The organism is Embleya sp. NPDC005575 (assembly GCF_040605455.1).
Taxonomy (GTDB): domain Bacteria; phylum Actinomycetota; class Actinomycetes; order Streptomycetales; family Streptomycetaceae; genus Embleya.
The window spans coordinates 68,899-82,001 of record NZ_JBEXCV010000021.1; the positions used below are offsets into that span (position 1 = coordinate 68,899).

The following is a 13,103-nucleotide window of genomic DNA, read 5'->3' on the forward strand; positions in this document are numbered from 1 at the left end:
GGACCCGGGGCGGAGTCGGTTGTACGACGTCGACTAGCAACCTTTAAGGACGAAGACCCTCATGGCGAAGATCCTCCAGTTCGACGAGAAGGCCCGGCGGTCGCTGGAGCGCGGCGTCAACGCGCTGGCCGACACCGTCAAGGTCACGCTCGGCCCCAAGGGCCGCAATGTCGTGATCGACAAGAAGTTCGGTGCCCCGACCATCACCAACGACGGCGTGACGATCGCCCGTGAGGTGGAACTCGAGGACCCGTACGAGAACCTCGGCGCGCAGCTGGCCAAGGAAGTCGCGACCAAGACCAACGACATCGCGGGTGACGGCACCACCACCGCGACGGTGCTCGCCCAGGCGCTGGTGCGCGAGGGTCTGCGCAACGTGGCCGCCGGCGCGGCCCCGATGGACCTGAAGAAGGGCATCGACCTCGCCGTCGCGGCGGTGTCCGAGCAGCTGCTCGGGACCGCCCGCGCGATCGACGGCAAGGACGACATCGCCGCCGTCGCCGCGCTCTCGGCGCAGGACAAGCAGATCGGCGAGCTGATCGCCGAGGCCATGGACAAGGTCGGCAAGGACGGTGTGATCACCGTCGAGGAGTCCCAGACCATGGGTCTGGAGCTGGAGTTCGCCGAGGGCCTCCAGTTCGACAAGGGCTACCTGTCGCCGTACATGGTCACCGACCAGGAGCGGATGGAGGCCGTCCTCGACGACCCGTACATCCTGATCCACCAGGGCAAGATCTCGGCCATCGCCGAACTGCTCCCGCTGCTCGAGAAGATCATCCAGGCCGGCGCGTCCAAGCCGCTGCTGATCGTCGCCGAGGACGTCGACGGCGAGGCGCTGTCGACCCTGGTCGTGAACAAGATCCGCGGCACGTTCAACGCCGTCGCGGTCAAGGCCCCGGGCTTCGGCGACCGCCGCAAGGCGATGCTGGAGGACATGGCGATCCTGACCGGCGGTCAGGTCATCGCCCCCGAGGTCGGCCTCAAGCTCGACCAGGTCGGCCTGGAGGTGCTGGGCAGCGCCCGTCGCATCACCATCACCAAGGACGCGACCACCCTGGTCGACGGCGCCGGCGACGCCGCCGCGATCGCGGACCGGGTCAAGCAGATCAAGCGCGAGATCGACGACACCGACTCCGACTGGGACCGCGAGAAGCTCCAGGAGCGCCTTGCGAAGCTGGCCGGCGGCGTGTGCGTGATCCGTGTGGGCGCGGCCACCGAGGTCGAGCTCAAGGAGAAGAAGCACCGTCTCGAGGACGCGGTCTCCGCGACCCGCGCGGCCATCGAGGAGGGCATCGTCGCCGGCGGCGGCACCGCCCTGGTGCACGCCGTCTCCGTGCTCGCCGACAACCTCGGCCAGACCGGCGACATCGCGACCGGCGTCGCGGTCGTGCGTCGCGCCGCGGTCGAGCCGCTGCGCTGGATCGCCGAGAACGCGGGCCTCGAGGGCTACGTCATCGTCAACAAGGTGCAGGAACTCGGCGTCGGGCACGGCTTCAACGCCGCCACTGGCGAGTACGGCAACCTGGTCGACTCGGGCGTCATCGACCCGGTCAAGGTGACCCGTTCCGCGCTGCAGAACGCCGCGTCGATCGCGTCGCTGCTGCTCACGACCGAGACCCTGGTCGTCGAGAAGCCGGCCGAGGAAGAGCCCGCCGCGCACAGCCACGGCGGCCACGGCCACTCGCACTAGTTTCACCCGCGACACCCGCGACACCCGCGACACCCCCGACGGGCCCGACCGCTTCCCAGCGGTCGGGCCCGTCGGCCTTTCCGGTGCGGGCCCGATCTGCGAGAGTGCGGGAGCCGTTAGCTGACGGCCCGTCAGGATCCTGGTCGGGCGACTGTCGTCGAGCGCCGTCGGTCGAGCACCATCGAAGGAGAAGCATGGGTACCTACGCGATCACCGGCGCGGCCTCGGGTCTGGGCGCCGCCACCAAGGCCCGCTTGGAGGCGGACGGTCACCGGGTGATCGGCGTCGACCTGCACGACGCCGACGTCGAGGTGGACCTGAGCACCGCAGAGGGTCGTACCGAGGCGATCACGAAGGTCTCCGAGCTGTCCGGCGGCGTGCTGGACGGCTTCGTGCCGTTCGCCGGCCTGGCGGCGGCCACCGGGCGTCCGGGCGGCCTGCTGGTGTCGGTGAACTACTTCGGTGCGATCGCCCTCCTGGAGGGGTTGCGCCCGCTGCTCGCGGCCGGGACGAACGCGTCCGTGGTGCTGATCAGCTCCAATTCCACGACGGCTCAGCCGAACTGGCCGGTCGAGGTGGCCGAGTTGTGTCTGGCGGGCGACGAGGCGGGTGCGGCGAAGGCCACCGAGGCGTTCGGCGAACTCGCCGCGCTCCAGGCATATCCGGCGACCAAGGCCGCGCTCGCGTGGTACGCGCGGACCAGGTGTGCCGAGTACATCGCGGACGGGATCCGGCTGAACGCGATCGCGCCGGGCCTGATCGAGACCCCGATGACGGCCGAGGGACGCAAGGATCCGCTGACCGCCGAGGGTATGGAGATGTTCCTGAGTACGATCCCGGCCGGTCGGGGCGGTCGGCCCGAGGAGATCGCCGCGCTGGTGGCCTTCCTGCTCGGCGGTGAGTCGACGTTCTTCGTCGGCTCGGTGGTCTTCTGCGACGGCGGCACCGACGCGGCGTTCCGCGGCATGGACTGGCCGAAGGTGTGGGAGATGGACATGTCCGCCTTCCGGTAGGCGCTCGGCCGCACGTGGTGACACGTGCGTGACGAGGCTCGGCGGCCCGCCCCGGATCCGGGGCGGGCCGCCGAGCCTCGTTCGGTTGCGGCCTTCGATGTCTCAGTGCCTCAGTGCCTCGGCACCTCGGTGCGCCACCGCCGCCGCTCGCTCCGCGGCGACCCCGTGCCGGCGGTCGCTGTCGAGTTCGACCCGTTCGTCCTCGGTGAGCCCGCCCCATACGCCATACGGCTCGCGCACCTTGAGGGCGTGCGTGGCGCACTGGCGACGGACCGGGCACCGCATGCAGACTTCCTTGGCCGAAGCCTCCCGGGCGACCCTGGCGGCGCCTCGCTCGCCTTCGGGATGGAAGAACAGTGCGCTGTCGACTCCTCGACAGGCTGCCGAGAGCTGCCAGTCCCACAGATCGGCGTTGGGGCCCGGGAGTCGCGAGAAATCAGCCATGACTCGTCCCTCTGCTTATCGCGTACGAGTTGTCGGTGAGCAGGGTTGCCACCTCTGGTGCAGACCGTGCAGAACAGTCGTGATCAAGCGATCAGAAGTAGGTGCGACTGTGTCACGAATTGATCAGTTCCAATCCTAATTCCCACTTATGCACTGAAACCAGAAAAAATTACTCACTCTGGTGGCGTATGGGGTTGTACGGGGCGCGGGTGGGCGCGTCTTGGTGGGAATTGGGGAGGGGTGGAGGTGAGGTGTGGCGGTGTGTGCGTGGGTGGTCACCCGTGCGTGTCCTCGGGCTTGGTCGCCTCGTTGTCGTAGCGGCGGAGCGGAACTCCTCCCGTAACCCTTTCGAGTGATGCTCGTTGGGGTGGGTGAAGCGGTTGGCGACGAAGGCGCGTCGGGGTGGAACCCCGTCCACCGTGCTTCGGGACCGCCGCAAAGGAAACGGTACGTACAGGCGTGGAGGCTCAACGTGACGCGGATCCACTGCGGAGGCCGGCGATGACGACCGTCCTGGTCTGCGACGATTCCCCGCTGGTCCGGGAGACCCTGCGGCGGGCGGTGGCCACGGTCCCCGGCGTCGAGAGGGTGACTACGGCCACGAGCGGCGAGGAGGTGCTGCGGCGCTGGGGCGCGGAGCGGTCCGACCTCGTCCTCATGGACGTGCGGATGCCCGGGCTCGGCGGCGTCGAGGCGGTGCGCCGCCTTCTGGCCGGCGACCCCGGCGCACGGGTGATCATGCTGACGATGGCCGAGGACCTGGACGGCGTGGCCCTCGCGGTCGCCGCCGGGGCTCGGGGATATCTGCACAAGGACGCGTCGCGCGCGGAGTTGCGCGCGACCGTCTCCCAAGCGCTCGCCGACCCGACCTGGCGGCTCGCGCCCCGGCGACTGCGCTCGCCCGACATGGGCGTGGCGCCGACTCTGACGGCGCGTGAGATCCAGGTGCTCGAAGGCATGAGTCACGGGCGCAGCAACGCCGAGATCGGGCGTGAGCTGTTCCTGTCGGAGGACACGGTCAAGACCCACGCGCGCCGGCTGTTCAAGAAGCTGGGCGCATCCGACCGGGCCCACGCGGTCGCGCTCGGCTTCCGGTGGGGACTCGTGCGATGACGCACGCACGCGGGGACGCCCCCGACCCCGGGGGCCCGGGGGGACGCTCCCCGGGTGGGCACGGTCGGTGGGGACTTGTGCGATGACGCGCGCGCCGGCGGCCTTCGACGGGCGAGGGTCCGTGCGGTGATTGCCGTTGCCCGGGGGGCCGGATGAGTCCCCCGGGTCGGCATGGCCGCGATTCGGTCGCCGATCCCTGCATACTGAATGGCATGGGTGGGACCCCCGAGCGAATGCCGGACGAGCCGTACGAAGCACACGCGCAGGCCGACGACGGCATGCGTGCCGTCGTGGTTCGTGCGGTCCAAGGGGACGTGCAGGCGACCGACGAACTGCTCGCGTACGTCCGACCACTGGTGTTGCGCTACTGCCGGGCCCGGCTGGGCCGGGTATCCGGCGCCGAACACGCGGCGGACGACGCGGCGCAGGAGGTCTGCCTGGCGGTGTTGTCGGCGCTGCCGCGCTATCGCGATGAGGGCCGTCCGTTCGAGGCGTTCGTGTTCGGCATCGCGGCACACAAGGTGGTCGACGTGCAGCGCGCCGCGATGCGCGGCGCGGTGCCCACGTGCGATCTGCCCGAGGCGGTGGACGACCACCCGGGCCCCGAGGATCAGGTGGTGCGGCGCAGTGACGCCGCGCACGCCCGGGCGCTGCTCGGCCGCCTGCCGGACAACCTGCGCGAACTGCTCGTGCTGCGGGTCGCCGTCGGGCTCTCCGCCGAGGAGACCGGGCGGGCGATGGGCATGTCGCCCGGCGCGGTGCGGGTCGCGCAGCACCGTGCGTTGACTCGCCTGAGGGCGTTGGCGGGCGAGGAGAAGACCGCGTGAGCGGCGGCGGTGTGCGGCTCGGCGGCCGATCCGGCACCGCCGATCTGGGCCTGCTGCGGCAGGACGACGAGTTCGTCGAGCAGTTGCGGCGGCGCCGTCCCACCCCCGCCCAGGACCGGGTCGCCCGGCTGTTCGGCGCGCTGCTCGCCGAGGTCGACGGCACCGCGGCGAGCCGTCGCCGGGCGGTGCCCGACCGCTGCTGAAGCGGGCCGGGAATGGTGCGGACCCGACGGGCGGTTGTGCTCACCATCGGCAAGCGGGCTCGAAGCACCGCGTGGGGCCAGTAGCATGAACCCTCAATCCACCCATCCGCTTGCCGAGAGCGCGCTCCGCCGTACCCGGGGGCTCGTCCCCGTCTTTTCGAGGAGCGGGCCGGCGGGGAGCGGGCCGGCGGAGCGGTCCATCGGAATACCTTCGGAAGGTGTCATGAGTCTCACGGCCGACGGCGTACCCGAGAAGTTCGCGATGCTCGGGCTGACGTACGACGATGTCCTGCTGCTGCCGGGCGCGTCCGACGTCGTGCCGAGCGAGGTGGACACTTCCGCCCGGGTCACCCGCAACATTCGCGTCCGGATCCCGCTGCTGTCCTCCGCGATGGACACCGTGACCGAGGCGCGGATGGCGATCGCCATGGCCCGCCAGGGCGGCGTCGGGGTGCTGCACCGCAACCTCTCGGTCGAGGACCAGGCCGCGCAGGCGGACACGGTCAAGCGCTCCGAGGCCGGCATGGTGCTGGACCCGATCACCATCGGCGCGGACGCCACGCTCCAGGAAGTCGACGCGCTGTGCGCGCGGTTCCGGATCAGCGGCGTCCCGGTCACCGACGACAACGGTCGCCTGCTGGGCATCGTGACCAACCGTGACCTGCGCTTCGAGGTCGACCACTCGCGCCGGGTGCGCGACATCATGACCCCGATGCCGCTGGTCACCGGCAAGGTCGGCACCACCGGTGACCAGGCGATGGAACTGCTGCGCCGGCACAAGGTGGAGAAGCTGCCGCTGATCGACGACGCGGGCAAGCTGCGCGGGCTGATCACGGTCAAGGACTTCGTCAAGAGCGAGCAGTACCCGAACGCGACCAAGGACGCGGACGGCCGGCTCGTGGTCGGCGCCGCGATCGGTACCGGCGACGACAGCTACCGTCGCGCGCAGGCGCTGGTCGAGGCCGGCGTCGACTTCATCGTGGTGGACAGCGCGCACGGCCACTCGCGCAACGTCCTGGAGATGATCGCCAAGGTCAAGGCGAACACCAAGGTCGAGGTGATCGGCGGCAACATCGCCACCCGCGACGGCGCGCAGGCGCTGATCGACGCGGGCGTGGACGGCGTCAAGGTCGGCGTCGGCCCCGGCTCGATCTGCACCACCCGAGTGATCGCCGGCGTGGGCGCGCCGCAGGTCACCGCGATCTACGAGGCGGCCCAGGCGGCCCGCGCGGCGGGCGTGCCGGTGATCGGCGACGGCGGCCTGCAGTACTCCGGCGACATCGCCAAGGCGATCGCGGCCGGCGCCGACACGGTGATGCTCGGCAGCCTGCTCGCGGGCTGCGAGGAGAGCCCCGGCGACCTGATCTTCATCAACGGCAAGCAGTTCAAGTCCTACCGGGGCATGGGCTCGCTCGGCGCGATGCAGTCGCGCGGCCAGGCCAAGTCCTTCTCCAAGGACCGCTACTTCCAGGACGACGTTCTCTCCGAGGACAAGCTGGTTCCCGAGGGCATCGAGGGCCAGGTTCCCTACCGGGGCCCGCTCTCCGCCGTCGCGCACCAGCTGATCGGCGGCCTGCGCGCGTCGATGGGCTACGCCGGCGCCGCGACCGTCACCGAGCTCCAGGACAAGGGCCGCTTCGTGCGGATCACCTCGGCCGGGCTCAAGGAGTCGCACCCGCACGACATCCACATGACCCAGGAAGCGCCGAACTACCACTCGCGCTAGCTCGCACCGCACCCCGAGGGGCTTCGTCCGTACCGCGGGCGGGGCCCCTCGGCGGTCTGCCCGCCCCGTACCCTGGGACGCGGGGATTTTCCCATCCACCGATTCCAGCAGGAGAGGCGCAACGTGACTGAGGTCGAAATCGGCCGGGGCAAGCGTGGCCGGCGTGCCTATCACTTCGACGACGTCGCCATCGTCCCCAGCCGGCGGACCCGGGACCCCGAAGAGGTCTCGATCGCGTGGCAGATCGACGCGTACCGGTTCGAGCTGCCGTTCCTGACGGCGCCGATGGACAGCGTCGTGTCGCCGCAGACCGCGATCGAGGTCGGTCGCATGGGCGGCTTGGGCGTGCTCAACCTCGAAGGGCTGTGGACGCGCTACGAGGACCCGACGCCGCTGATCGAGGAGATCGGCGCGCTGGACGAGGACGCGGCCACCCGGCGGATGCAGGAGATCTACGCCGAGCCGATCAAGGAGGAGCTGATCGGCGCGCGGATCAAGCAGATCCGCGACTCGGGCGTGGTCACCGCCGCCGCGCTGTCGCCGCAGCGCACCGCGCAGTACCACAAGGCCGTGATCGACGCGGGCGTGGACGTGTTCGTGATCCGGGGTACCACGGTCTCGGCCGAGCACGTGTCCGGGCGGGCCGAGCCGCTGAACCTCAAGCAGTTCATCTACGACCTGGACGTGCCGGTGATCGTCGGCGGTTGTGCGACCTACCAGGGCGCCCTGCACCTGATGCGGGCCGGCGCGGCCGGTGTCCTGGTCGGCTTCGGCGGCGGCGCGGCACACACCACCCGTGGCGTGCTCGGCGTGGCGGTGCCGATGGCGACCGCCGTGGCGGACGTGGCCGAGGCGCGCCGCGACTACCTCGACGAGTCGGGCGGCCGGTACGTGCACGTGGTCGCCGACGGCAGCGTGGGCCGCAGCGGCGACATCGCCAAGGCCGTCGCGTGCGGCGCGGACGCGGTGATGATCGGCTCGGCGCTGGCCCGGGCGAGCGACGCCCCCGGCGCCGGTCACCACTGGGGCTCCGAGGCGCACCACCCCGAACTGCCGCGCGGTCGGCGAATGAACCTGGGCGCGGTCGGCACGCTGGAGGAGATCCTGCTCGGCCCCTCGCACGTGTCCGACGGCTCGATGAACCTGTTCGGCGCGCTGCGTCGGGCGATGGCCACCACGGGCTATTCGGAGCTGAAGAAGTTCCAGCAGGTCGAGGTCACGGTCTCGCCCGCGCACTGACCGAAGTCGTCGAACGGCCCCGAACACCACTGGTGTTCGGGGCCGTTCGCGGTTGCGGCGGCGAATCCCGGTGGTCGCGGTGCCGGTGCCCGAATCCACCCGGAACGACGCGGCACGGGGTCCGGCCGACGGGCATTGGGTAGGCGGGGGAGGGGCGAGTCGCCCGATGGGTGTGGTCCGGCAGGTGAGGATCGGTTTCGGAGGTGGCTGATGCGGACCACGGCGATGGGACCCGCGGCGCGCACGCGGGCGCTGCGGCGGATGGCCGAACGCGAGTCGGACGTGATCGTGGTGGGCGGCGGCGTGGTCGGTGCCGGTACCGCCCTCGACGCGGCCACGCGCGGCCTGTCGGTGGGCCTGCTGGAGGCGCGCGACTGGGCGTCCGGCACCTCCAGCCGATCCAGCAAGCTGATCCACGGCGGCCTGCGTTACCTGGAGATGCTCGATTTCGCGCTGGTGCGCGAGGCGTTGCGCGAGCGCGGGCTGCTGCTGCAGACGCTCGCGCCGCACCTGGTCAAGCCGGTGTCGTTCCTGTATCCGCTGCGCCGGCGGGGCTGGGAACGGCCGTACGTCACCGCCGGGGTGACGCTCTACGACACGATGGCGGCCTCCGCCGGCCGCAGCCGCGGGCTGCCCCGGCACCGGCAGCTGACTCGGCGTCAGGCGCTGCGCCTGGCGCCGGCGTTGCGCAAGGACTCGCTGGTGGGCGCGGTGCAGTACTACGACGCGCAGATGGACGACGCGCGCTACACGATGACGCTCGTGCGGACCGCCGCCGGCTACGGCGCGCAGGTGGCCTCGCGCGCCGCGGTGACCGGATTCCTGCGCGAGGGCGAGCGGGTGGTGGGCGTGCACGTGCGCGACATGGAGACCGGCGGGACGTACGACATCCGGGCCGGGCAGGTGGTCAACGCGACCGGGGTGTGGACGGACGAGACGCAGGCCCTGGTCGGCGAGCGCGGACAGTTCCACGTGCGCGCGTCCAAGGGCATCCACCTGGTGGTGCCCAGGGACCGGATCCACTCCTCGACCGGTCTGATCCTGCGCACCGAGAAGAGCGTGCTGTTCGTGATCCCGTGGGGTCGGCACTGGATCGTGGGCACCACGGACACCCGCTGGGACCTGGACAAGGTGCACCCCGCGGCGAGCCGGGCGGACATCGAGTACTTGTTGGAGCACGTCAACCGGGTGCTGGCGGTGCCGCTCACCCGCGAGGACGTCGAGGGCGTGTACGCGGGCCTGCGGCCGCTGCTGGCGGGCGAGTCGGACGCCACGTCGCAGCTCTCACGCGAGCACACCGTCGCGCACCCGGTGCCCGGCCTGGTGGTGGTCGCGGGCGGCAAGTACACGACGTATCGGGTGATGGCCTCGGACGCGGTGGACGCGGCCGTGCACGGGTTGGATCGCAAGGTTCCGCCGAGTTGCACCGAGACGGTGCCGCTGGCCGGCGCGGAGGGGTATCCGGCGCTGTGGAACGCGCGGGCCTCGATCGCGGGCCGGACCGGGGTGCACGTGGCCCGGGTGGAGCACCTGCTGAACCGGTACGGGTCGATGATCGAGGAACTGCTCGCGCTGATCGAGGACGAACCGGAGTTGGCGTATCCGCTGGACGGCGCGGACGACTATCTGGCCGCCGAGGTGGTGTACGCGTGCACCCACGAGGGCGCACTGCACCTGGACGACGTGCTGGATCGGCGGACCCGGGTGTCGATCGAGATGTTCGACCGGGGTGCTCGGGCCGCCCGCGCGTGCGCCGCGCTGATGGCCCGGGTGCTCGGATGGGAGGAGGATCGACAGCGGCGGGAGGTGGACTACTACCTCAAGCGGATCGAGGCGGAGCGCTCCTCGCAGGAGCAGATGGACGACCACACGGCGGACGCGGTGCGGCTGGGTGCGGAGGACATCGTGCCCGGGTGAGGGCGGCTTCCGGTCGGGAATCGCTCCCCCGGAGCCGGTTCGGCCGCGGTGCGGGATCGGACGGTTGGGCCGGCAACGGTTGATCATCCGGTGGTGTGGGCACCTTCCGGGGCGTCGCCGCGTTCCACCGATACGCCGGCCAGGTGTCTTTCGGCGATGTTCGGGCCTGAACCGGTGGACCCCACAAGCCGCCGGACTGGAGTATGGGAAAGGCAACCACCCGATCGCGCGGCGGGGCCGCGGCTGCATGGGGAGCGAGAGACTTGACCGACCCGGAAGCACCCGAGCACTTGGTCGCGGGGCGATACCGCCTGGGTGATCAACTGGGCCGGGGCGGGATGGGCACGGTGTGGCGGGCCGTGGACACCATGCTCGGCCGCGACGTGGCGGTCAAGGAGATGCGGCTGCCCCGCTATGTGGACGACGACGACCGCAGCACGCTGAGTGCGCGGATGTTGCGCGAGGCCCGGGCGGCGGCCCGGATCGACCACCCCAACGTGGTGACCATCTTCGACGTGGCCGAGGAGGACGGGCGGCCGTTGATCGTGATGGAGCTGGTTCGTGGCCTCTCGCTGGCCCAAGAGCTGGACAAGGAGGGGCCGATCCCGCCCGAGCAGGTCGCCGAGCTGGGCCTGCGGCTGCTCGCCGCCCTGGAGGCCGCACACGAGGCCGGTGTGCTGCATCGCGACGTCAAGCCCGCCAACGTGCTGCTCGCCCGCAACGGCCGGGTCGTGCTCACCGACTTCGGGGTCGCCTCGGTGGAGGACAGCGCGACCCTCACCCAGGCAGGCGCCATGGTGGGATCGCCCGAATACCTGGCACCCGAGCAGATCGCGGGCGAGCAGCCCGGACCGGAGGCCGACCTGTGGTCGCTGGGCGCGACCTTGTTCGAGGCGGTCGAGGGCCGCCCGGCGTTTCGCCGCAACACACACGCGGCGACGCTCGGCGCGGTCGCCGCGGGCCGCTTTCCGGAGATCTTCCTGGCCGGCCCGCTGACCCCGGTGCTCAAGGCGCTGATGGTCAAGGACCCCGCTCGTCGCGGATCCGCGGAAGAGGTGCGCGATCTGCTCATGGAGATCGCCGAGGGGGCGCTCGCGCCCGGCCTGATCGCGGAGCGCTTCGTACCGGACCGGGCCCGGCCCGGCCCGGTACGCCGGCACGGCGTGCGGGTGTCCGGCCAGCCCCGGCCGGTGGTCCGGGTGCAGACCGCCCGGCCGCCGGGCAGGATCGGTGCCGGCGCCTCCTCGGTGCGCCGGGGCAGCCTGCACGAGACCTCGCCCAATGTGCGGCTGCCCCGCGAGGGCGGCGTCTTCCGGGCCCGCTACCGACGCTGGCCCCGCTGGTGGTTTCGGCACTGGACGACCATCCTGACCTCGGTCGGCATCGCCACCGCCGCCGGCGCGCGCTGGCTGGCCGCGTTCGGCAGCTGGACCGGCATGTACACGATCGTGCTGCTCGCGCTCGCCCTGAGCGTGTGGCTGGTGCTGCCACACCGGCGGATCTCTCGGTCGGTACCGATTGCGATGTTGCTCGGGGTGGTCGCCGGTGGCGCGCTGGAGGTGGCGAAGATCAACCCGAACCCGATCATCGTGGGCGCCCTGATCGGCGGCTGCCTGGTGGTCGGCCCGCTCGTGGACAACAAGGTGATACCGCGACTGCGCCGACGGCGGCGCACCGATCTGGGCTTCGCGCTGCCCGTCCCGGAGGGCTGGACCTGTACGGACAGCCCCAGCGGCTTGGCGGTGGCCGATCCGGACCGGCTGATCTCGGTGACCGTCACCGTCGACCGGGGCATCGTGATGGCTCCGGAGGAGTCCGTGGCGCACCGCGAGCACGGCAGTATCGGCGGCCGGGAGCGGTTGGACGGCGAGGACTACGAGCGCCTGCTCCTGCGGGTCACCGACTACCGCGGGCACGAGGCCGCGGAGTGGGAGTACGTCTGGCGCGGACAGGACCTGACCACCTACCACGGCAAGGACCTGGTGGTCCGCACCACGTCCGGCGTGCGCTACTGGCTGACCGTACGCGGGCGCGACGACCTGTGGGGCACCGCCGGCGCGTACTACGAGCACGCGCGCGGACACCTTTCGATCGCGGGCTGACCCGGGTCGATCCGCAACGATCGTGTCGAGGGGTCGGGATGAGTGGACGTGTGCTCGCCGGGCGATACCTGCTGGTCGAGGTGCTCGGACAGGGCGGCATGGGAGTGGTCTGGCGCGCGCACGACCCGACCATCGGGCGGGATGTGGCGATCAAGGAGCTGCGGCTGCCCGCCTATCTGGAATCGGACGAGGTCGAGCGCCGCTCGGCGCGGATGCAGCGCGAGGTACGGGCCGCGGGCCGGGTGCGGCATCCGAACGTGGTCACCGTGTTCGACGTCGTGGTCGAGGACGGGCGCCCGTGGATCGTCATGCAACTGCTGCCCGGCCGGCCGCTCACCGCACTGATCGCCGAGGGCCCGATGCCGCCGGCTCGGGCCGCGCGGATCGGCGCCCGGATGCTCGCGGGCCTGATCGCCGTGCACCGGGTCGCCATCGAGCATCGCGACGTCAAGCCCGCCAACGTCATGGTCGACGAGGACGACGGCGTGGTGCTGACCGACTTCGGCATCGCCACCCACCCGGATTCGCCCGCGGTCACCGAGACCGGCGCCACGGCGGGCACCCCCGAATACATGGCGCCCGAACGTGCGATCGGGCAACCGTCCGGGCCGGCCGCCGACCTGTGGTCGCTGGGTGTGACGCTGTACGAGATGGTCGAGGGGCGCTCGCCGTTCCGCCGGGACAATCCGCTGGCCACGTTGCAGGCGGTCGCGCTGGGGACCTGCCCGCCGCCTCGCCTATCACCGCGACGAGCACGTAGTTGAGGTTGCCGACGAAGGCCATCGCGGGCTGGATCAGACCGGAGATGAACTGGGCCTTGAAGCCGGCC

General features: G+C 71.3%; 11 protein-coding genes. 10 read left to right on the plus strand and 1 reads right to left on the minus strand.

Going from position 1 to position 13,103, the window contains the following annotated elements; genetic code table 11:
* Positions 1 to 61: 61 nt before the first annotated feature.
* Both groL and ABZS54_RS10325 read left to right on the plus strand, forming a co-directional pair.
* Positions 62 to 1,690, plus strand: coding sequence for a chaperonin GroEL (groL, locus tag ABZS54_RS10320; RefSeq protein WP_355533056.1), 1,629 nt, complete (start codon positions 62 to 64; stop codon positions 1,688 to 1,690).
* Positions 1,691 to 1,884: 194 nt separating this feature from the next.
* A complete protein-coding gene (locus tag ABZS54_RS10325) occupies positions 1,885 to 2,703 on the plus strand; it encodes an SDR family oxidoreductase (protein WP_355533058.1) in 819 nt (272 codons plus the stop codon).
* 102 nt (positions 2,704 to 2,805) lie between these two features.
* On the opposite strand, the gene ABZS54_RS10330 is transcribed toward ABZS54_RS10325, so the two are convergent.
* Entirely contained in the window at positions 2,806 to 3,147 is a 342-nt protein-coding gene (locus tag ABZS54_RS10330; RefSeq protein ID WP_355533060.1) for a WhiB family transcriptional regulator, read from the minus strand.
* A gap of 501 nt (positions 3,148 to 3,648) precedes the next feature.
* On the opposite strand from ABZS54_RS10330, the gene ABZS54_RS10335 reads away from it, so the two are divergent.
* The 8 genes from ABZS54_RS10335 (at position 3,649) to ABZS54_RS10370 (ending at position 13,038) form a co-directional block, all read left to right on the plus strand.
* The gene (locus ABZS54_RS10335; protein ID WP_020549179.1) at positions 3,649 to 4,260 is read left to right on the plus strand and encodes a response regulator transcription factor; all 612 of its coding nucleotides are present in this window, start codon (positions 3,649 to 3,651) and stop codon (positions 4,258 to 4,260) included.
* A 233-nt stretch (positions 4,261 to 4,493) separates the two neighbouring features.
* Entirely contained in the window at positions 4,494 to 5,087 is a 594-nt protein-coding gene (shbA, locus tag ABZS54_RS10340) for an RNA polymerase sigma factor ShbA (RefSeq protein WP_205354273.1), read from the plus strand.
* Positions 5,084 to 5,290, plus strand: coding sequence for a hypothetical protein (locus ABZS54_RS10345; protein ID WP_355533063.1), 207 nt, complete (start codon positions 5,084 to 5,086; stop codon positions 5,288 to 5,290). The genes shbA and ABZS54_RS10345 overlap by 4 nt, the downstream gene beginning before the upstream one ends.
* Positions 5,291 to 5,513: 223 nt before the next feature.
* Entirely contained in the window at positions 5,514 to 7,016 is a 1,503-nt protein-coding gene (gene guaB, locus ABZS54_RS10350; RefSeq protein ID WP_020549176.1) for an IMP dehydrogenase, read from the plus strand.
* 123 nt (positions 7,017 to 7,139) lie between these two features.
* Positions 7,140 to 8,255 (plus strand): GuaB3 family IMP dehydrogenase-related protein, encoded by a 1,116-nt coding sequence (locus ABZS54_RS10355; protein ID WP_078975688.1) that lies wholly within the window; start codon positions 7,140 to 7,142, stop codon positions 8,253 to 8,255.
* Between the two features lie 210 nt (positions 8,256 to 8,465).
* A complete protein-coding gene (locus ABZS54_RS10360; protein ID WP_355533065.1) occupies positions 8,466 to 10,172 on the plus strand; it encodes a glycerol-3-phosphate dehydrogenase/oxidase in 1,707 nt (568 codons plus the stop codon).
* Positions 10,173 to 10,435: 263 nt separating this feature from the next.
* On the plus strand, positions 10,436 to 12,274 hold the full coding sequence (locus tag ABZS54_RS10365; protein WP_355533067.1) for a serine/threonine-protein kinase: 1,839 nt from the start codon (positions 10,436 to 10,438) through the stop codon (positions 12,272 to 12,274).
* 38 nt (positions 12,275 to 12,312) lie between these two features.
* The gene (locus tag ABZS54_RS10370) at positions 12,313 to 13,038 is read left to right on the plus strand and encodes a serine/threonine-protein kinase (RefSeq protein ID WP_355533069.1); all 726 of its coding nucleotides are present in this window, start codon (positions 12,313 to 12,315) and stop codon (positions 13,036 to 13,038) included.
* Positions 13,039 to 13,103: the final 65 nt, after the last annotated feature.